This window comes from Thauera sp. K11, from assembly GCF_002354895.1.
Taxonomy (GTDB): Bacteria; Pseudomonadota; Gammaproteobacteria; order Burkholderiales; family Rhodocyclaceae; genus Thauera; species Thauera sinica.
Genome location: NZ_CP023439.1, coordinates 3,740,055 through 3,760,947, shown reverse-complemented (window position 1 = coordinate 3,760,947; position 20,893 = coordinate 3,740,055). Strand labels below are relative to the sequence as shown.

Below are 20,893 nucleotides of genomic sequence, written 5' to 3'. Positions count from 1 at the left end.
GCACCGGGTGTTCCTTCCGAAGGCTGCGGAACTCGCCCTTCGGGCTCGGACAGTCCTCGCCTTCTCCAGGAACACCCGGCACGTCTCTGGCTACCGTGGATGGTGGTTCATGCGCCGGCAGGGAACGATCGACGGTTCGGTTTTTGCCTTTGCGGCCATCGGTAACACCGTGGCGGGACGAGCGGGGTGTTTGCGGAGTTGGGCGAGGACTGTCTGAGCCGAGCGCAGCGAAGGCGAGTTCCGCAGCCCAACGGAGCAAATACCCCGCGCGCCGTCCGTTCAGATTTCCGTGGTCTTGCCTTTCAACAGGGTCAAGAAATCAGAAATACCCTTCCTTCTTGCGCTGCTCCATCGACGCTTCGGAGGTCTGGTCGTCCATCCGCGTCGCGCCGCGCTCGGTGATCGTCGTCGTCGCGGTCTCGGCGAGGATCTTCTCCACCGTGTCGGCGTCGGACTCGACCGGCGCCGTGCAGGTGATGTCGCCGACGGTGCGAAAGCGCACGAGAACCTCCTCGACCACGTCGCCGTCCCTGGCCGGCGTCACTTCGGTCACCGGCTGCAGCAGGCCGCTCTTGCGCACCACCGGGCGGGTGTGGGCGAAGTAGATCGACGGCAGTTCCAGTTGCTCGCGGGCGATGTACTGCCACACGTCGAGTTCGGTCCAGTTGCTGATCGGGAAGGCGCGGATGTTCTCGCCCTTGTGGCTGCGCGCGTTGTACAGGTTCCACAGCTCCGGGCGCTGGTTCTTCGGGTCCCATTGGCCGAACTCGTCGCGGAAGCTCATGATCCGCTCCTTCGCGCGCGCCTTTTCCTCGTCGCGGCGGGCGCCGCCGATGCAGCAGTCGAAGCCGAATTCCTCGATCGCCTCCAGCAGCGTCACCGACTGGTGCTTGTTGCGGCTCTCCTGCGGGTGCTTCAGCACCACCGTGCCGCGCGCCATCGAATCTTCCACCGAGCGCACGATCAGGCGCTCGCCCAGTTCGGCGGCGCGCCTGTCGCGGAAGTCCGTCACTTCCCTGTAGTTGTGGCCGGTGTCGATGTGCATCAGCGGAAAGGGGAAGCGGCCCGGGCGGAAGGCTTTTTCGGCCAGGCGCAGCAGGCAGATCGAATCCTTGCCGCCGGAGAACAGCAGCACCGGGTTGGAGCACTGGCCCGCGACTTCGCGCAGGATGTGGATGGCCTCGGCCTCGAGCCAGTCGAGATGGGAAAGCGTCTGTTTGGTAAGGGTCGACATGATTCTGTTCAGCATTTCGTGGGTGTCGCGGGGCCGAAGGCGTGCAGGCCGGCCCGCAGCGCCGGCAGCCGGTCCCGGCCGGGGAGCGGAGCGCGCGGGGCGCCGCACCGGGGGGGCGTGTGCCGGATGCGGGCTTTGCATCGCTCAGCGCTCGCTCACGTGCAGGCCGCATTCCTTGGTGGCGGGGTCCTCCCACCACCAGCGGCCGGCGCGCACGTCCTCGCCGACGGCGATCGCCCGCGTACAGGGCGCGCAGCCGATGCTCGGGTAGAACTGGTCGTGCAGCGCGTTGTAGGGCACGTCGTGGATGCGGATGTAGGCCCACACCTCGGCTTCGCTCCAGTTCAGCAGCGGATTGAGCTTCTCGAGGCCGTTGCCGTCGTCGAACTCGCGCAGGGCCATGCCGGTGCGGGTCACCGACTGGGCGGCGCGCAGGCCGGTGATCCAAGCCTTCTTGCCGGCGAGCGCGCGGCGCAGCGGTTCCATCTTGCGCACGCCGCAGCAGGCTTTGCGCAGATCGACCGAATCGTAGAAGGCGTTGATGCCGCTGGTGCGCACGAACTGTTCGACCGCGGCGGCGTCGGGGAAGAAGATCTTCAGCTTCACGCCGTAGCGCTTCTCGACTTCGCCGATCAGCGTGTAGGTCTCGGCCGGCAGGCGGCCGGTGTCGAGCGAGAAGATCTCGATCGGCAGCTTCGCCTGCAGGATCAGGTCGGTCAGCACCATGTCCTCGGCGCCGAAGCTGTTGGCGAAGGTGAGTTCGCCGCCGGTGCCGAACTCGGCCATCGCCGCGCGCAGGAAGTCCTGTGCGGCCGCGGCCTTGCCGGCGACCGCCGCGCGCAGTGCGTCGGTCAGTTCGGGGCGGGTGGCGGGGTTGGTCGGCGCCGGGCGCAGCAGGGAGACGGTGGCGCTCATTGGACTACCCTCCTGTCGCTGCGCGACATCCTCCCCGAGGGAGGATGAGCGCCCCCTTCGGGCGGGCGGGGGCGCTCATGCTTTTTCCTTGGCCGGAGCCGGGTGCGGGCGGCGGCGGAACAGCGGCTCGGCGACATCGACCGCGCCCTGGTAGGGTTCGGAGAAGGTGCGCAGGCTGGCGAGCGCCGCCTCGAGCTGGGCGTGGGTGTATCTGCCCGCGGGCGGCTGCATGCTGTCGAAGCCGCAGCGCTTCATGTAGAAGAACTGGTCGCGCAGCACTTCGCCGATCGCGCGCAGTTCGCCGCCGTAGCCGTACCGGCTGCGCAGCAGCGCGGCGATCGAATAGCCGCGGCCGTCGACGAACTTCGGGAAATCGACCGCGATGAGCTGCAGCCTCGGCAGGTCGCCGGCGAGCGCCGCCGGATCGTCGCTGCCGGCCAGCCAGACGCCGAGCACGCCGGCTTCGGCCAGCGGCAGCAGCGCCTCGCGGCGTGCGAGCCAGACGGCGAGCGGGACGATCACGCGGCCCGCAGGCAGTCCGGCGCCGGCGGCGTCCTCGTCCGCGGCAAGGCGCAGCACCGTCCATTCGTCGGCATGGACCTGGCCGTTCTTGATGATCTCAGGCATGGGCGGTCTTCCTTTCTTCCTGGCGGGAGGCGCGTTCGGCATACACGCGCGTCTTGAACGGCTCGATGCCGAGGCGGCGTACGGTGTCGACGAAGGACTCGCCTTCGTTGCGGTTGTCGACGTAGCTGCGGATCAGCGACTCGACCACGTCGGGCATCTCGGCCGCGGCGAAGGACGGGCCGATGACCTTGCCCAGCGAGGCGTTTTCGCCCTGGGCGCCGCCGATCGTGACCTGGTACCACTCCTCGCCGCTCTTGTCGACGCCGAGCACGCCGATGTGGCCGACGTGGTGGTGGCCACAGGCATTCATGCAGCCGGAGATGTTCAGCTCGAGTTCGCCGATGTCGTGCAGGTAGTCGAGGTCGTCGAAGCGGTCCTGGATCGCCAGCGCGATCGGGATCGACTTGGCATTGGCGAGCGAGCAGAAGTCGCCGCCGGGGCACGAGATGATGTCGGTCAGGAGGCCGATGTTGGGCGTGGCCAGGCCGAGCGTGCGCAACTGCTGCCACAAATCGTACAGGTCGGCTTCGCGCACGCTGGCGAAGGCGAGGTTCTGCTCGTGCAGCACGCGCACTTCGCCCTGGGCATGGCGCTCGCACAGGTCGGCCACCGCGTCGAACTGTTCGGCGGTGATGTCGCCGGGGGCGATGCCGGGCTTCTTCAGCGACAGCACGACGCTGGCGTAGCCGGAGAGCTGGTGCCCGCGCACGTTGCGCCTGGCCCAGTTGGCGAAGCCCTTGTCGTCGGCGAGACGGGCGCGGTAGTCCTCGTCCGGCGGCAGCGGCGCCAGTTCCGGATCGGTGAAGCGGCCGGCGACGCGGTCGATCTCGGCCTGGGTGAGCGTGGACGGGCCGTCCTTCAGATGCACGAACTCGGCTTCGACCTGGCGCGCGAACTCTTCCACGCCCAGCGCCTTCACCAGGATCTTGATGCGTGCCTTGTAGGCGTTGTCGCGCCGGCCGTGCAGGTTGTAGACGCGCAGCACCGCCTCGCAGTAGTTGAGGATCTGCTGCCACGGCACGAAGCTCGCCACTTCCTCGCCGAGGATGGGCGTGCGGCCGAGCCCGCCGCCCACCAGCACGCGAAAGCCGACGTTGCCCCCGGCGTCGCGCCTGAGGTCGAGGCCGATGTCGTGGATCTGGATCGCGGCGCGGTCTTCCGCCGCGCCGTTCACGGCGATCTTGAACTTGCGCGGCAGGTAGGCGAACTCGGGGTGGAAGGTGCTCCACTGGCGCACGATCTCGCACCACGGGCGCGGGTCGATCAACTCGTCGGCGGCCACGCCGGCGAACGGGTCGGACGTGACGTTGCGGATACAGTTGCCCGATGTCTGGATGGCATGCATCTGCACGCTGGCGAGCAGGCGCAGGATCTCCGGCACGTCCTCGAGCTTCGGCCAGTTGTACTGCAGGTTCTGGCGCGTGGTGAAGTGGCCGTAGCCGTGGTCGTAGGTGCGTGCGATGTGGGCGAACATGCGCAGTTGCTCCGCGCGCAGGTTGCCGTAGGGAACCGCGATGCGCAGCATCGGCGCGTGGCGCTGGATGTAGAGGCCGTTCTGCAGGCGCAGCGGACGGAACTCGTCCTCGCCCAGTTCGCCGGCCAGGTAGCGTGCCGTCTGGTCGGCGTATTGCGCCACCCGTTCGTCCACGATGTGCTGGTCGTATTCGTCGTATCGGTACATTGCGTCTCTCTGGTTAAGTCCGGGGGTTCTTCACCGCGTGCTGCGGGCGCGCTGTCAGCGGCCGATCAGCTTCGCACCCACCATCACCAGCATCGCCGCCAGCATCGGGCGGAGGATGCGGTCGGGCACCTTGGTCGAAATGTGGCTGCCGATCCAGATGCCGGGCAGGGAGCCGACCAGCAGGCTGCCCAGCAGCAGCCAGTCCACGCTCCCCAGCATCCAGTGCCCGATGCCGGCGACGGCGGTCAGCGGCACCGCGTGGGCGATGTCCGAGCCGACGATGCGCAGGGCGGGCATGGCCGGATAGAGAAAGAACAGCGCGGTGACGCCCAGTGCGCCGGCGCCGACCGACGAGATCGACACCAGCACGCCGAGCACCGCGCCGGTCAGCACCGTCAGCCGCGCGGTGCGGACCGGGTTGGGCGTGTCGCCGAAGTGCCGGCGGGCGTAGTCCTGGATGCGCTTGCGCAGGATCAGGGCCACCGCCGTCAGCAGCAGGGCCACGCCCAGCACCACCTTGATCAGGTCGGCTGCGCCGTCGATGCCGCCGGGTGCGAACTGGTGCACCAGCAGCAGCGTCAGCGCGGCGGCCGGAATGCTGCCGGATGCCAGGCGGCGGGTGATCTGCCAGTCTACCGTCCCTCGCAGGCCGTGGGCCAAGGTTCCGCCCGCCTTGGTGATTGCAGCGTAGAGCAGGTCGGTGCCCACCGCCACCGACGGATGGATACCGAACAGCAATACCAGCAGCGGCGTCATCAGCGAACCTCCACCGACGCCAGTGAGTCCGACGATGGCGCCGACCGAGAAGCCTGCGAGCGTGTAGGCGAAATCCATAGAATGTTCCTTTTTTATGCCCGGCATCCTAATCGTGACGGTTAGGGCGATAAAGGCGATGTGCGTTAGACTTTAAGAACTATTGGTTATTAAGCACGCCCGGCACGTGCGAAACCACGATGAATCTCCAGCAACTGCGTTACATCCACGAGGTCGCGCGGCGTGGTCTCAACGTGTCGGACGCGGCCGAGGCGTTGTTCACCTCGCAGCCGGGCGTTTCGAAGCAGATCCGCTTGCTGGAGGCGGAACTGGGGGTCGAGATCTTCGCCCGCCACGGCAAGCGCCTCGTCGCGGTCACCGAACCGGGCCGCGCAGTGCTGGCGATCGCCCAGCGCATGCTGCGCGACATGGACAACCTGCTGCAGGTGGGGGAGGAATTCTCCAACGAGTCGTCCGGCACGCTGTCGATCGCCACCACCCACACCCAGGCGCGCTACGTGCTGCCGCGCGTGGTGCGCGACTTCATGCAGCGCTATCCCGGGGTGCGGCTGGAGCTGCACCAGGGCGATCCGCAGCAGGTGTGCGACATGGTGCTGAGCGGCGGCGCCGACATCGCCATCGCCACCGAGGCCATCGCCGACAATCCCGACCTGGTGATGCTGCCGTGCTACCAGTGGAACCGCTGCATCGTCGCCACGCCGCGCCACCCCATCCTGCGCGAGCATCCGCTGACGCTGGAGGCGATCGCGCGCTATCCGCTGATCACCTACGACGATGCCTTCACCGGCCGCGGCCAGATCAACAAGGCGTTCCTCGGCCGCGGCCTGAAGCCGAACGTGGTGCTCACCGCGATCGACTCGGACGTGATCAAGAAGTACGTGGAGATGGACCTGGGCATCGGCATCCTCGCGCGCATGGCCTACGATGCCGACGAGGACCGCAAGCTCGGCATGGTGGATGCCAGCCACCTGTTCGAATCGAGCACCACGCGCATCGGCATCCGCCGCAACGCGTGGCTGCGCGGTTTCGTCTATGCGTTCATCGAGCTGTTCGTGCCCTCGCTGACGCGCCGCATCGTCGAGGCGGCGCGCAGCGGCGGCGGGACCGACGCCGGCCTGTGAGGTCGCCGGGCCAGGCTCATGGATGCCCGGCAATCCGGTCTGGAGTCGGGATGCGCTCCGTCGGCTGCGGAACCCGCCCTCGCTGCGCTTGGGGCTTGGGCGGTCTTCGCTCGTTACGGCGCGTCTCCTGAGTCCGGTCCGGAGCCGGGGGGTGCGTTCCGTCGGGCCGCGGAACCCGCCCTCGCTGCGCTTGGGGCTTGGACGGTCTTTGCTCGTTACGGCGCGTCTCCTGAATCCGGTCCGGAGCCGGGGGATGCGTTCCGTCGGGCTGCGGAACTCGCCCTCGCTGCGCTCGGTGCTCGGACAGTCCTCGCCCGCTCCACGCATCCCCCGGCTCCAGACCTGCCGCGTCGAGTCATCCGGTCGCCGGCTGGCGAGGGTGTCGTCCGCCTGGGCCTGGTTCAATACTCCCAGAAGATGCGTTGCAGGTCCTTGGCGTCGCGCGGCTGGGTCAGGGCGACGGCGGCGAGGATGCGTGCCTTCTGCGGGTTGAGGTCGTGGGCGACGACCCAGTCGTACTTGTCGTCCGGCTGCTCGGCGTTGCGGATGACGAAGCCGCCGGTGGTGACGCGCGACGAGCGGATGATGTGCAGCCCCCGCCCGCGCAGCTCCTGCAGGGCCGGCACCACCTGGCTCGCCACCGAGCCGTTGCCGGTGCCGGCATGGACGATGGCCTTGGCGCCGGCCTGGGCGAAGGCGCGGTAGGCCACGTCGGAGAGGTTGCCGTAGCCGTAGGCGATCTCCACCGGCGCCAGCGTGCCGATCCGGTCGATGTCGAACTCGGAGGCCGTCGTGTGGCGCTTGGCCGGCTGGCGGAACCAGTAGGTCTTGCCTTCGACGACCATGCCCAGCGCGCCCCACGGGCTCTTGAAGGCTTCGGTGCGGATGTTGATCATCTTGGAGACGTCGCGCCCGGTGTGGATCTCGTCGTTCATCGCCACCAGCACGCCCTTGCCGCGCGCCTCGGGGCTGCGCGCCACGGCGACCGCGTTGTACAGGTTTAGCATGCCGTCGGCGGACATCGCCGTGCCGGGGCGCATCGAGCCGACCACGACGATCGGCTTGTCGCTGTGGATCACCAGGTTCAGGAAGTAGGCGGTTTCCTCGATGGTGTCGGTGCCGTGGGTGATCACGATGCCGTCGACGTCGCCCTGTTTCGCCAGTTCGCCGACGCGCTTGCCCAGTTGCAGCAGGTGGTCGTTGGTGAAGCTCTCCGAGGCGATCTGGAAGACCTGCTCGCCGCGCACGTTGGCGAGGTCCTTGAGTTCGGGCACGCCGGCGATGAGCTTGTCCACCGGCACCTTGGCCGCCTGGTAGGTGGCGCTGTTGGCCGCGCTGGCGCCCGCGCCGGCGATGGTGCCGCCGGTCGCGAGGATGACGACGTTGGCGAGCCGGGTGTCGGTCGGTGTCTCCCGGGCCTGCAGGCCGCCGGGCAGCAGCAGGGCGATGGCGGCGAGGCCGGGCACGATGCGGTGCAGTATCTTCATGGTCGTCTCCGTGGGAAGGGGCTGGCCATGTGGCGGCCGGCCAGGGCGCGTCCGGCGGCGGGCAGGCCGCTCAATGCTGCAGGATCTTGGCGAGGAAGCTCTGCGCGCGCTCGGAGCGCGGCTTGCCGAAGAAGTCGTCCTTCGCGGCGTCCTCGACGATGGCGCCGCGGTCCATGAAGATCACGCGGTGGGCGACCTTGCGGGCGAAGCCCATCTCGTGGGTCACGCACATCATGGTCATGCCCTCGCGCGCGAGTTCGACCATCACGTCGAGCACCTCGTTGATCATCTCGGGGTCGAGCGCCGAGGTCGGCTCGTCGAACAGCATGCAGATCGGGTCCATCGCCAGCGCGCGTGCGATCGCCACGCGCTGCTGCTGGCCGCCGGAGAGCTGGCCGGGGAACTTGCCTGCGTGCGCCTTCAGGCCGACGCGGTCGAGCAGCTTCAGGCCCTTGTTCACCGCTTCGTCGCGGCTGCGGCCGAGCACCTTGATCTGCGCGATCGCCAGGTTGTCGGTGATCGTCATGTGCGGGAACAGCTCGAAATGCTGGAACACCATGCCGACCTGCGAGCGCAGCCTGGGCAGGTTGGTCTTGGGGTCTTCGATGGCGATGCCATTGACGACGATGCTGCCCTGCTGGAAGGGCTCCAGCGCATTCACGCACTTGATCAGCGTGGACTTGCCCGAGCCGGACGGGCCGCACACGACGACTACTTCGCCCTTGGCCACATGGGTGGTGCAGTCGGTCAGGACCTGGAAGCTGCCGTACCACTTGGAAACGTTCTTGATCTGGATCATCGGTGGGAACTCCCCGGGTCAGCGAATGATGGCGATGCGGGCCTGCAGCCGTTTCACCAGCCTCGACAGCACGAAGCAGATGATGAAATAGACGACGGCGACGGTGGTGTACATCTCCACCGGGCGCAGGTCGCGCTGGGTGATCTTGTCGGCCGCGCCGAAGAAGTCGGTGGCGCCGATGGCATACACCAGGGACACGTCCTGGAACAGCACGATGGTCTGCGTCAGCAGCACCGGCAGCATGTTGCGGAACGCCTGCGGCAGCACCACCAGGCGCATCGTCTGGCTGTAGGTGAAGCCGAGCGCGTAGCCCGCACCGATCTGGCCGCGCGGCACCGACTGGATGCCCGAGCGCATGATCTCGGAGTAGTAGGCGGCCTCGAAGATCGTGAACGTGAAATAGGCCGAATTCTCCGCGCCGATCGGGATCATCCGGCCGGTGACGAACTGCAGCACCAGCGGCAGGATCAGGTAGAAGGCGAGGATCACCTGCACCAGCGGCACGCTGCGGAAGAAATTCACGTAGCCGGCCGCGAACCACTGCAGGGGCTTGATCGACGACAGCCGCATCAGCGCGAGCAGCGTGCCGAGGATGATGCCTCCGGTCATCGCGGTGACGGTGACCTGCAGCGTGTAGCGCAGGCCCTCGGCGAGAAATCTCCAGTTCGCGGTGATGACCGAGAAATCGAAGTCGCTCATGTCACTTCCCTCCCGTACCCGTGATCAGGCCCGGCACCCGGGTGCGCTTCTCGACGAAGGCCAGCAGCCGGTTCATGACGAAGGCCAGGATGAAGTAGGCGAGCGTGACGACGATGGTGATCTCGAGCACCTGCGAGGTCTTCTCGATGATCTGCTTGTACTGGAAGTAGAGTTCGAGGATGCCCACCGCGTAGGTCACCGCCGAGTTCTTGAAGATGTTCATCGCCTCCGAGGTGAGCGCCGGCAGCACGATGCGGTAGGCCATCGGCAGGCGCACGTAGCGGTAGGTCTGCCACTCGGTGAAGCCCAGCGCCAGGCCGGCGAAGCGCTGGCCGCGGGGCAGCGAGTTGATCCCGGAGCGGACCTGCTCGGCGATGCGCGCGGCGGTGTAGAGGCCCAGCCCGACGACGGCGGTGACGAAATAGGGCAGGTCCTGCTTCATCCAGATGCCCATCTGCTGCGGCACCAGCTCGGGCACGACGAAGAACCACAGGAAGAGCTGGACGATCAACGGCACGTTGCGGAACACGTCCACATAGGTGTCGCCGACCGCCACCAGCCAGCGCTTGGGCGTGGTGCGCATGACGCCGAGCACCGAGCCCAGCAGCAGCGCGACGGCCAGCGAGGCGAGCGACACGGCCGTCGTCCACCCCAGGCCGGACACTACCCACTCGTAGTACTTGAGGCCGTCGTCGGTCTCCTGGAAGAAGAACTGCCAGTCCCAGTGGTAGTCCATGAGCATCCCCTGGCATGAGGCGGCGCGCCGGCCACGCGCCGCGGGTACCGGCCGGCAGGCCGGCCGGCGGACGGATCATATTGGCCCGGTGCGCGGCTCGTCCGGGCCGCGCACCGGGCCTGGGCGGTTGCCGCTTATTCGACGCCCTTGTCGGTCGGCGTCTCGAGGGCGGCCTTGAGGGCCGGGCTCATCGGGAAGTTGAGGTTCACGTTGCGCGGCGGGATCGGGTTCATGAACCACTTGGTGTACAGCTTTTCGGCCTCGCCCGACTTCATCAGGTCGACCAGCGTCTTGTCGACCAGCGCCTTGAAGGGCGCGTCGTCCTTGCGCAGCATCACGCCATAGGGTTCGTCGCGCAGCGACGGGCCGACGATGGCGAAATTCGCCGGATTCTTGGAGTTGGCGATGAGGCCGGCGAGCAGGATGTCGTCCATCACGAACGCGGAGGCACGCCCGCTCTCGACCATCAGGAAGGAGTCGGCGTGGTCCTTGCCGTAGATGTTCCTCACGTCGATCGACCTGCCTTTCTCGTTCTGCTTGATCAGCGCGTCCGACGTGGTGCCGGTGGTGGTGGCGACCGGCTTGCCGTTGAGGTCGCCGATGTCCTTGACGCCGGAATCCTTGCGTACCGCCATGCGCACGCTGGTGATGAAGTAGCTGACGGAAAAGCCGACCTGCTGCTGGCGCGCCACGCTGTTCGTGGTGGAACCGCATTCGAGGTCGATGGTGCCGTTCTGCATCAGCGGGATGCGGTTCTGCGAGGTCACCGCCTGATACTTCACCTGCAGATTGGGCAGCTTCAGCTCGGACTTCACTGCATCGACGACCTTCGCACAAAGGTCCATCGCATAGCCGACCGGTTTCTGGTCGGCGTCGAGGTAGGAGAAGGGCACCGACGACTCACGATGGCCGACGGTGATCGTGCCCGATTCCTTGATCTTCTGCAGCGTGCCGGTGAGCTGGGCGTGGGCCGGTGCGGCAAGTCCGGCGGCGGACAGGCACAGGGCGAGGACGGTGAGGGACTTGCGCATGGACAGCCTCCAGTCGTGGTCGAAATGATCGGGTGACGGACATCCCTGTATCCAAGCATCGCACAAAACCGCGTGCTGCCGAAATTGCGGCCAACACTGACGCGTGGCGCGCCGGAGCGTGCGATCACGGCGGCAGCCAAGGATGTCACGGCGGTATTTGCCCGAGTTCCCTAAAGTGTGCGCGTCCACCACACGCCGCTGCCGGCTCCGCCATGACCAAGTCGTTTCGCCCCTTGCTGCTGCCCGTCGCCGTCGCGCTCGGCCTGATGTCGCTCCCGGTCGCCGCGCTGGCCGATGCCGCCGCCGCCAGCCGTTACTATGAGGATGGACTGGCGCGCTACCAGAAGCAAGACGTCACCGGCGCGATCATCCAGTTGAAGAACGCGCTGCAGCAGGACCGCAACATGCTCGCGGCGCATCTGCTGCTGGGAAACGCCTACCTGCATGACGGCGACGTCGGTCCGGCCGAGGTGGAGTTCAACGAGGCGCTGCGCCTGGGCGTGAATCGCGCGGAGGTGGCCGTGCCGCTGGGGCGCATCTACCTGCTGCAGGGGCGGCCGGGGAAGCTGATCGAGTCGATCCCGGCGGATGGCCTGCCGCCCGGCATACGGCTCGAACTGCTCGCGCAGCGCGGCACGGCCTACGCGGCGCTCGACAAGCGCGCCGAGGCCGAGCGCAGCTTTGCCGATGCGCGCGCGATCGACCCTGCGTCGCCGGTGCCGCTGATCGCGGAGGTGCCGATGCTGATCGCGGCGGGACGCATGGACCTCGCCCGCGAGCGCGCCGCGAAGGCCGTGCAGCTCGGGCCGACCCATGCCGCCGCCTACAACGTGCGCGGCTCGGTGGCGCATGCCGGCGGCGACGTCGCCGCCGCGCTGAAGGACTACGAACGCGCGATCGAACTGCAGCCGGGTTTCGTCGACGCCCGCGTCGCGCGTGCCGGCATCCTGATCGACCTCGGCCGCGATGCCGACGCGCGCACCGATCTCGAGGATCTGGCGAAGGACGGACCGGTCGAGCCGCGCGCGTCCTACCTGCTGGCGCTGCTGGCCAGCCGCCGCGGGGATGCGGCCCAGGCGACGCAATATCTCGAGGAGGCGGCGCGCCTGGTCGATGCCCTGCCCATCGAATGGCTGGCCGGCCACGAACCCCTGCTGATGGTGGGCGCGCTGTCCCACCATGCCGGGCGCCAGTACGAAAAGGCGCGCAAATACCTCGATTCGCTCGTGGCACGCTTTCCGCGCAACCTCGGTGCGCGCAAGCTGCTGGCCTCCATCCATGTCGAGACGGCCGACTACGCGCGGGCGACCGGCCTGCTCGAACAGGTGCTGCGCGCGCAGCCGGACGACCCGCAGGCCCTGCATCTGCTGGGGCGTGTCTATCTCGCCCAGAAGCGCTACGCGAAGGCCACCGAACTGCTGGAGAAGGCCGCCCAGGGCGGCGACACGCGCGCCCAGGCCGCGCTCGGCGTCAGCCGCCTCGGACAGGGCGACACCGTGGCAGCGGCCATGAACCTGCAGGCGGCGTTCGACGGATCCCCCGGCGATCTCGGCCTGGCGACCACGCTGTCGAACACGCTGATGCGCCAGGGCTATCCGAAGAAGGCGCTCGACGTTGCGCAGCGCGCCAGCGCCGCCCTCCCCGGCAACCCGGCGGCGCTGAACCTGCTCGGGGTGGTGAAGGGAGGCGCCGGCGACCGCGCCGGGGCCCGTGCTGCCTACACGGATGCGCTCGGGCGCGACCCCGGCTTCACCCCGGCACGCTTCAATCTGGCCCGGCTCGACATCGCCGAGGGCCGCTTCGACGATGCGCGCAAGACCTACGCCGAGATGCTGAAGAAGGACAGGCGCGATGCGACGGCGATGTACGAATCCGCGCTGCTCGAACAGCGTGCCGGCAGTCCGGCCGAGGCGATGCGCTGGCTGGAGAAGGCGTCGGCCGAACGCCCGAACGATACGCGCGTCGGCCTCGCCCTGGTCCGGGCAAAGGCAATGGCCGGCGACCGGCCCGGCGCGCTCGAGGCGGCGAAGGCTCTGGCGGCGCGGCGCAGCGACGATCTCGCCGTCCTGGCCGCACTGGCGCAGGCGCAGCTCGACAGCGGCGACGGCAAGTCCGCGCAGCAGACGCTGCGCGACATGACGAAGCTGGCGGAGTTCGACACCGATGCCCAGGTCCGCGTCGGCCGCCTGCAACTGGCTGCCGGCAACCCCGCCGGCGCCCAATATTCCGCTGAAAAGGCGCTGGCCGGGCGCCCCGGCGATGCGGGCGCCCTGATCCTGGCGGCAGAAGCCGCGATGGCGTCCACGGACTTCGACAAGGCGCGCGAGCGCACCAGGACGCTGCGCGACCGGCACCCCGGCAATGTCGAGGGTCTGCGCCTGGGCGGGGATCTCGCGCTGCTGGCCGGCCGGTATGCCGAAGCCGAAGACGCCTACCGCGAGGCGGCGCGCCTCCAGCCTTCGGGCGCGAGGGTGCTGAGCGTCGTCCGCGCGCAGATGGCGCAGGGCAAGCGTGCGCAGGCCGTCGCGACCCTCGAGGCGCGGCTGCAGCAGCAAAATGACGATGCCGCGGTGAGGCAGGCCCTGGCGGAACTGCACATGCGCGCGGGGAGTTGGCCCGCCGCCGCGCGCGAGTACCGGACCCTGGTGGACAAGGGCGCGGCCCATCCCGGCGTGCTGAACAACTACGCGCTCGTGCTGCACGAACTGGGGGACGCGCAGGCGCTGGCCATGGCGGAAAGGGCCCACGCCCTGGCGCCTGCCGACCCGAACGTGGTGGATACCTACGGCTGGCTCCTGCTGCGTGCCGGGCGCCGCGAGGAGGGCATGCGCTACCTGCGCGAAGCGAGGCTGCGCGATCCCGACAACCTGGAGATCCGCTACCACCTCGCGCGCGCTTTGCATGAAACGGGCCGCACGGCCGAGGCCCGCGCCGAGATGGTGGATGTCTCCGGCATGCCGGCGGCGTCGGTTCCCGAGAAGGTCGGCAGCTTCCTGCGTGAGATCAATGCCGGCAAATAGATGTCGGCGATTCTTACAGGTTTTTCCAGCGAGTACTGCTAGTCTTCAAAAAATCATTTATTTTCAGTTGCTTGTGAAGTTGGATCGATTCTTGCATGTCTAGCGCAATAGCGTACAACCGGAGATTTACCATGTTCTACCGCATTCCTCTGACGCTCACTGCAGCCGCCGTACTGGCCCTGGCACCGGTTGTGGCGCAGGCGGCGACGGACTGGTCCTTCAATCTGCAGACCAATGCAACGACGTCGACGACGTCCGGCGATGCGTCCGGCTACGGCAACTCCCGCAACTACACCAACTCGGGCGTGACGGTGGGCGTGAGCGCGTATTCCAATACGGGCAACAACGGCGCCTCGACGACGAGCGTGGACAACAGCAATGCCAACCGGCTCCAGACCGCGAGGCTCGCATACGACAGAACCTGGGAAGGGCTCGGCGTCTACAACCGGGACGCCGGCGGCAGCACGTCCAGCAGTTCCGGTTACGACTGGCAGGAAAGCCAGAGCCCCGAGCATTCCATCGACAACAACGAGCGCGCCGACTCGGTGCTGCTGTCGTTCGGCACCGCCGTCACCCTGAACAGCATCACGTTCGGCTGGACGACCAACGACAGCGACTTCTTCGTGCTCGCCTATATCGGGGGCGGCACGCCGACGCTCACCGACCTGACCTACGCGACCCTGAGCGGCTGGACGCTGGTCGGCAACTACTCGAACAAGGGTACGACCAGCGTCGATCTGAGCGCGCAGTCGGCAGGGATCACGTCCAGCTACTGGCTGATCGGCGCGGGCGGTTTCACGGTTGGCACCGGTGTGAATTCGGGAGATACGTCCGGCAGCAGCTACCTCCCCCTGGATTCGACGTCCAGCAAGAAGAAATTCGACTACCTCAAGCTCACCAGCATCGGTGGCGTGACGGGTGGCGGCGGCACCAGCGGCGGCGGTGGAAGCGCACCCGAGCCCGGTTCGCTCGCCCTTGCCGGCGTGGCCTTCCTCGGCATGGTGGGGTTGCGCCGCCGCCGCAGGGCTGCCGCCTGACGGCTTTGATATAGAAACAGAAACCCGGAAGGGTTCAGGGAGGGGGAATCGGCGCCTGCGGGCGCCGATTCCTTTCCGGGCGCCACTCAGGCGGCAGGCGCGGCTGCCTCTTCTTCCTCCTGCTGCTGCAACAGCCACATCTGCGCGTAGGTGCCGCCGCGCGCGAGCAGCGCCGCATGGCGGCCGCGTTCGACGATGCGGCCGGCTTCCAGGACGATGATCTCGTCGGCATCCATGATGGTCGACAGCCGGTGAGCGATGACCAGCGCGGTGCGGCCTTCGGCGGCGCGTTCGATCTGTGCCTGGATCGCCTTCTCGGTCTTCGAGTCCAGCGCCGAGGTGGCTTCGTCGAAGATCAGGATGGCGGGGTTCTTCAGCAGGGCGCGGGCGATGGCGACGCGCTGCTTCTCGCCGCCGGAAAGCTTCAGGCCGCGCTCGCCGACCCGCGTTCCATAGCCGTCCGGCAGTTCGCGGATGAAGTCCTCGAGCTGGGCGGCACGCGCGGCGGCCTCGACCTCGGCGCGGCTGGCGTTCGGGCGGCCGTACTGGATGTTGTACAGCAGGGTGTCGTTGAACAGCACGGTGTCCTGCGGCACGATGCCGATCGCCGCGCGCAGGCTGTGCTGGCCGAGCTGGCGCAGGTCGTGGCCGTTGATGCGGATGGCGCCCTGCTGCACGTCGTAGAAGCGGTACAGGAGCCGCGCCAGGGTCGATTTGCCGGAGCCGGAATGCCCCACGACCGCGACGGTGCTGCCGGCGGGGATCTCGAAATCGACGTCGAACAGGATGGGGCGCTTGGCATCGTAGGCGAAGTCCACGTGTTCGAAGCGCACGCTCGCCGGGCCGGGTGGCAGCGCCAGCGCACCCGGCGCGTCGGCCACCTCGCGGTGCTGGTGCATCAGCGCGAACATGCGTTCGATGTCGGTCAGCGACTGGCGGATCTCGCGGTACAGCACGCCGAGGAAGTTCAGCGGGACGTAGAGCTGGATCAGGAAGGCATTCACCAGCACGATGTCGCCGATCGTCATGCTGCCGGCGGCCACCCGCACGGTGGCCTGCCACATCATCGCGGTGACGCCGACGGCGATGATCGCCGCCTGGCCGACGTTGAGCGCCGACAGCGAGTACTGGTTGGTGATCTGGGCCTTGATCCACTTCTGCAGCTGTTCGTCGTAGCGGCGCGCTTCGTATTCCTCGTTGTTGAAGTACTTGACCGTCTCGAAGTTGATCAGGCTGTCGATCGCGCGCGAGTTTGCCGCGGAATCCAGTTCGTTGGCATGGCGGCGCAGCGCGGTGCGCCAGTTCGTGACGCTCACGGTGAACACCACGTACAGCAGGAGCGTCGCCAGCGTGATCAGGGCGAAGACGGCGTCGTAGCGGACCAGCAGGATGCCGATGACGAGGCTGATCTCGATCATCGTCGGCAGGATGGAGTACAGCGTGTAGCTGATCAGCGAGCCCACCGAGCGGGTGCCGCGCTCGATGTCGCGGGTGAGGCCGCCCGTCTGGCGCTCGAGATGGAAGCGCAGCGACAGCGAATGCAGGTGGCGGAAGGTGCGCAGCGTGATCTCGCGCACCGCCTGCTGCGTGACGCGGGCGAACACCACCTCGCGCAGTTCGGTGAATAGCGAGGTGGAAAAGCGCAGCATGCCGTAGGCCAGCAGCAGCGCCGCGGGCACCACGATCAGCGCCTGCTGCGGCGTGATCGACAGGGCGTCGATCAGATCCTTGAAGATCAGCGGCACCGCCACGTTGGCGCCCTTGGCGGCGAACAGACAGGCGAGCGCGAACAGTACGCGTCCGCGGTAGGCCCAGATGAAAGGCAGCAGGCTCTTGACCGTCTGCCAGTCGTGGCGTTCGGCGGGTTCGGGGGCGGGGAGGGCGGCGGCTGGGGCGCGTCTCATGAACTGGAGATCCGGAAGGGCGTTCGGGTTGGTGCCGGGCAGGCGGCTGGATGGCCGTGCCCGCATCCGCAGGCATCGCCGCGGCCGGCATGTGGCGGGCTGCGCGGGCAGGCCGGATTCTGTTGCCCCCGGCGCCGGGCGTCAAACGTGGTGCCGCGAAGGGCGGCGACGGTGCGGGCGGAGGAAAAAAAGAGCCCCGCCCGCGATGCGCGGGAGAGGCCAAGAGGGAGCTGATGCCGCCGGCGCCGGGCGGCTTTCCGCGCAGCGGCGGAAGGCCACCCTGCCGCGCAGGGGAAGAATCAGGCGGCGACGCGGGCCGGCTGTGGATTGCGGAAGGCTTCGAGCAGCCTGGCTTCCTTCTCCTTCGCCAGATGGATGTTCTTCTCCTTCACGTGACCGTAGCCGCGGACGTCGTCCGGCACGCTGGCCAGTTGCACGGCGGTGGCGAGGTTGTCGCGGCTCAGCTTGCCGGCGATCTCGTCGAGCAGCCTGCCGTAGTCCTCGATCGCCTGGCGTTCCTGGCGGCGCTCCTCGGTCTTGCCGAAGATGTCCCACTTGCCGCCGCGCAGGTGCTTGAACCTGGCGAGATGGCGGAACGCCTTCAGCACCCACGGGCCGTACTTCTGCTTGATGAGTTCGCCGGTCTCCGGGTCGCGCTTCGAGAACAGCGGCGGCGCGAGGTTGTACTCGACCGTGTAGCCGTTCGGGAACTGCGCGTCCAGCTCGGCCAGGAAGGCCGGGTCGGAGTGCAGGCGCGCCACTTCGTATTCGTCCTTGTAGGCCATCAGCTTGTAGAAGTAGCGGGCCGCGGCCTCGGCCAGCGCGCTGCTCTCGGGCGCGACGCGCTTCTCGGCTTCCAGCACGTCCTTGATCTTCGCGGCATAGCGGCGCGCGTAGGCGGCATCCTGGTATTCGATCAGGTCGGGGACGCGGACCTCGAGCAGGTGGCGGACCTCGCCGGCGGCGCCGACGGAATCGACGATCTGGCGGGCTTCCGGCGTCAGCGCCGGCAGTCTGGACGCCTTGGCTTCGTACTTGTGGATCTCGGCCTTGACGAAATCGAGGTCGACCACCGCCATGCGGCCCCACTTGAACGCCAGCAGGCTCATCTCGATGCCCACGCCGGCCTGCTTGATCGCCGCTTCGATGGAGGCCGCGCCGATCGGCAGCGCGCCGGCCTGGTAGGCCACGCCGACCATGAACATGTTGGTCGCCATGCTGTCGGCGAACAGACCTTCGGCCAGCGTCTGCGCGTCCATGTAGACGTTGTCGTTCTTGCGCGTGACGCGGTCGATGCCGCGCGTCAGCCCGCCGACGTTGGGGAACTGGACAGACTTGTCGGACACCATGTAGCCCGTCGGCGCCTGGCCGGTCGCCACGATGGCGATCGTGCGTTCCGGATGGCACTTGTCGAGGTTCTTGGGGTCGGTGGCGTTCAGGATGTCGAAGCCGAGGTAGAGGTCGGTGCTGCCGTCCGAGATCTTGTTCGAGCCGTCGAACCGGGTGCCGGTGACCTTGATGTCGGAGATCACCGCGCCGCCCTTCTGCGCCAGGCCGGTCTGGTCCAGGCCGATGGCCCACTTGCCGTCGATGCGCGCCGCATTGGCGATGGTCGCCGCCACGGTCACCGAGCCGGTGCCGCCGATGCCCATGATGTGGGCGCCGAAGTTGTCCGGATCGGCCTTGTACGCCGGCTCGGGCAGGCTGCGGTCGAGCGCCGGCAGGCGGCCCTTTTTCTTCTTCTTGCCGCCTTCCTCGGCCGGCGCGGCATTCGGCGTGATGGTCAGGAAGGACGGGCAGAAGCCCTTCACGCAGGAATAGTCCTTGTTGCACGACGGCTGGTGGATGCGGGTCTTGCGGCCGAATTCGGTCTGCACCGGCTCCACCGACATGCAGTTCGACTTGACGCCGCAGTCGCCGCAGCCCTCGCACACGCGCTCGTTGATCACCATGCGCGCTTCAGGCTCGAAAGCCTTGCCGCGGCCGCGCTGGCGGCGCAGCTCGGCGGCGCATTCCTGGTCGTGGATCAGCACCGTCGTGCCTTCCGTCGCGGCCAGTTCCTTCTGCGCGTCCATGATGCGGTCGCGGTGCCAGACCTCGGTGCTGCCGGCGAGGCTGACGCCGTTGTAGCGGCTCAGGTCCTCGGTGGTGACGATCACGCGCTTGACGCCGTTGGAGACCAGTTCGGACACCATCGCGCGCACCGGTTCCGCGCCCATGATCTCCTGCCCGCCGGTCATCGACGTGTGGCTGTTGAACAGGATCTTGAAGGTGATGTTGGTGTTGGTGGCGGCGCAGTAACGCACGGCGAGGCTGCCCGAGTGCGCATAGGTGCCGTCGCCCATGTTCTGGAAGATGTGCTTGGTGTCGGTGAAGGGCTGCATGCCGATCCACTGCGTGCCCTCGGCGCCCATGTGCGTACCCATCACCACGCCGCGGTTCATCCACATCGCCATCGTGTGGCAGCCGATGCCGGCCGACACGATGCTGCCGTCGGGCGCCTTGGTGGAGGTGTTGTGCGGGCAGCCGGAGCAGTACCAGGCCGAGCGGCCGAGCGTGGTCAGCGTGTTGCGGCTGTGGATCTCGTCCAGGCGCTTGATCCAGGCTTCGGCCGATTCCAGCCTGGCCTTGCGCGACATGCGGGCATGCAGCGCGCGGGCGATGATGTCCGACTCGAATTCGCTGTGGAAGGGCAGCAGGTCGCGCCCTTCCTCGTCGCGCTTGCCGACGATGCGCGGGGCGTTGGCGGTGCCGTAGAGGATTTCCTTGGCGAACAGTTCGATGAAGGGGCGCTTCTCCTCGATGACGAGGATCTCTTCCAGGCCCTTCGCGAAATCCTTGATGTCCTGCGGCTGCAGCGGATGCAGCATGCCGATCTTCAGGATGCGCACGCCGTAGCTGCGCAGCGCGTCGTCGTCCAGGCCCATCTCGAGGAAGGCCTGGCGCAGGTCGTGGTAGGTCTTGCCGGCGGCGATGATGCCCAGCCACGCGTCGGGGTTGGGCAGCACGACCTTGTTCAGGTTGTTCTCGCGCGCATACTGGCGGGCCACCTCGTGGCGCGCGTAGTACAGCGTGCGCTCCATGTCGAGCGCGTCCTTGCGCACGTTCATGCCCAGGTTCACCTCGGGCACGTAGGGCTTGCCGTCGAGTTCGACCACCGGCGCGACGAACTTCATGCGGTCGGGATCGACGATGGCGCTGCCGCTGCCGTCGGCCACGTTGGTGACGATCTTCAGGCCGCACCACAGGCCGGAGATGCGCGACAGGTAGTAGCCGTGCAGGCCGAAGTCGAGGATGTCCTGCACGTTGCCGGGGTACAGCGAGGGAATGCCGACGTGGTAGAACATCGCCTCCGACTGGCTCGGCAGCGAGGACGACTTACAGCTCGGGTCGTCGCCGAAGATGGCGAGCACGCCGCCGTTCCTCAGCGTGCCGGTGTAGTTGGCGTGCTTGAGCACGTCGCCGCTGCGGTCGACCCCCGGGGCCTTGCCGTACCAGGTGCCGACGACGCCGTCGAACTTCTGCTTGCCGACGGTGTGCAGCATCTGGGTGCCCCAGACGGCGGTCGCGGCGAGGTCCTCGTTGAGGCCATCGACGAACTGGATGTTGTGCTGCAGCAGCAGCTTCTGCTGCTTGATGAAATTCGCGTCCAGCATGCCGACGGGCGAGCCGCGGTAGCCGGAGATGAACATGGCGTTGTTCAGGCCGCGGCGGCGGTCGAAGCGGATCTGGTCCATCGTCAGCCGCACCAGCGCTTCGATGCCGCCGATGTGGATGACGCCTTCTTCCGCGGTGAACTGCCTGGTGAAGTCCTGTTTGGATGACATC

The 20,893-nt window shown here is 67.6% G+C and carries 15 protein-coding genes; 3 read left to right on the top strand and 12 right to left on the bottom strand.

Translation table 11 applies throughout. From position 1 onward, the window contains the following. Positions 1–319: 319 nt before the first annotated feature. The 5 genes from cysD to CCZ27_RS16335 form a co-directional block, all read right to left on the bottom strand. Entirely contained in the window at positions 320–1,234 is a 915-nt protein-coding gene (gene cysD / locus CCZ27_RS16355) for a sulfate adenylyltransferase subunit CysD (protein ID WP_096452692.1), read from the bottom strand. Positions 1,235–1,378: 144 nt separating this feature from the next. Continuing rightward, a complete protein-coding gene (locus CCZ27_RS16350) occupies positions 1,379–2,149 on the bottom strand; it encodes a phosphoadenylyl-sulfate reductase (RefSeq protein WP_096449925.1) in 771 nt (256 codons plus the stop codon). 75 nt (positions 2,150–2,224) lie between these two features. Next, complete coding sequence (locus CCZ27_RS16345; protein WP_096449923.1) at positions 2,225–2,776, bottom strand: DUF934 domain-containing protein; 552 nt, start codon at positions 2,774–2,776, stop codon at positions 2,225–2,227. Continuing rightward, on the bottom strand, positions 2,769–4,457 hold the full coding sequence (locus CCZ27_RS16340; RefSeq protein ID WP_096449921.1) for a nitrite/sulfite reductase: 1,689 nt from the start codon (positions 4,455–4,457) through the stop codon (positions 2,769–2,771). The genes CCZ27_RS16345 and CCZ27_RS16340 overlap by 8 nt, the downstream gene beginning before the upstream one ends. A 54-nt stretch (positions 4,458–4,511) precedes the next feature. Then, positions 4,512–5,291, bottom strand: coding sequence for a sulfite exporter TauE/SafE family protein (locus CCZ27_RS16335; RefSeq protein ID WP_096449919.1), 780 nt, complete (start codon positions 5,289–5,291; stop codon positions 4,512–4,514). Positions 5,292–5,410: 119 nt separating this feature from the next. Between CCZ27_RS16335 and CCZ27_RS16330 the strand changes: the two genes are divergently transcribed. After that, entirely contained in the window at positions 5,411–6,352 is a 942-nt protein-coding gene (locus tag CCZ27_RS16330) for a CysB family HTH-type transcriptional regulator (RefSeq protein WP_096449917.1), read from the top strand. Between the two features lie 401 nt (positions 6,353–6,753). On the opposite strand, the gene CCZ27_RS16325 is transcribed toward CCZ27_RS16330, so the two are convergent. The 5 genes from CCZ27_RS16325 to CCZ27_RS16305 form a co-directional block, all read right to left on the bottom strand. Then, entirely contained in the window at positions 6,754–7,839 is a 1,086-nt protein-coding gene (locus CCZ27_RS16325; RefSeq protein WP_096449915.1) for a type II asparaginase, read from the bottom strand. A 70-nt stretch (positions 7,840–7,909) separates the two neighbouring features. Continuing rightward, on the bottom strand, positions 7,910–8,638 hold the full coding sequence (locus CCZ27_RS16320) for an amino acid ABC transporter ATP-binding protein (protein WP_096449913.1): 729 nt from the start codon (positions 8,636–8,638) through the stop codon (positions 7,910–7,912). 18 nt (positions 8,639–8,656) lie between these two features. Then, on the bottom strand, positions 8,657–9,337 hold the full coding sequence (locus CCZ27_RS16315) for an amino acid ABC transporter permease (protein ID WP_096449911.1): 681 nt from the start codon (positions 9,335–9,337) through the stop codon (positions 8,657–8,659). A gap of 1 nt (position 9,338) precedes the next feature. Beyond that, positions 9,339–10,073 (bottom strand): amino acid ABC transporter permease, encoded by a 735-nt coding sequence (locus CCZ27_RS16310; protein WP_096452690.1) that lies wholly within the window; start codon positions 10,071–10,073, stop codon positions 9,339–9,341. A 134-nt stretch (positions 10,074–10,207) separates the two neighbouring features. Beyond that, a complete protein-coding gene (locus CCZ27_RS16305) occupies positions 10,208–11,104 on the bottom strand; it encodes a transporter substrate-binding domain-containing protein (RefSeq protein WP_096449909.1) in 897 nt (298 codons plus the stop codon). 212 nt (positions 11,105–11,316) lie between these two features. Between CCZ27_RS16305 and prsT the strand changes: the two genes are divergently transcribed. Together prsT and xdp1 are read left to right on the top strand one after the other, a co-directional pair. Next, positions 11,317–14,124, top strand: a complete 2,808-nt coding sequence (prsT, locus tag CCZ27_RS16300; RefSeq protein ID WP_096449907.1) for an XrtA/PEP-CTERM system TPR-repeat protein PrsT — start codon at positions 11,317–11,319, stop codon at positions 14,122–14,124. 95 nt (positions 14,125–14,219) lie between these two features. Then, entirely contained in the window at positions 14,220–15,161 is a 942-nt protein-coding gene (gene xdp1 / locus CCZ27_RS16295) for an exosortase-dependent surface protein XDP1 (protein WP_157748612.1), read from the top strand. Between the two features lie 86 nt (positions 15,162–15,247). Here the strand turns inward: xdp1 and CCZ27_RS16290 are convergent, their stop codons facing one another. Both CCZ27_RS16290 and CCZ27_RS16285 read right to left on the bottom strand, forming a co-directional pair. After that, positions 15,248–17,065 (bottom strand): ABCB family ABC transporter ATP-binding protein/permease, encoded by a 1,818-nt coding sequence (locus CCZ27_RS16290; protein ID WP_096449903.1) that lies wholly within the window; start codon positions 17,063–17,065, stop codon positions 15,248–15,250. A gap of 299 nt (positions 17,066–17,364) precedes the next feature. Next, the gene (locus tag CCZ27_RS16285; RefSeq protein WP_096449901.1) at positions 17,365–20,892 is read right to left on the bottom strand and encodes an indolepyruvate ferredoxin oxidoreductase family protein; all 3,528 of its coding nucleotides are present in this window, start codon (positions 20,890–20,892) and stop codon (positions 17,365–17,367) included. Position 20,893: the final 1 nt, after the last annotated feature.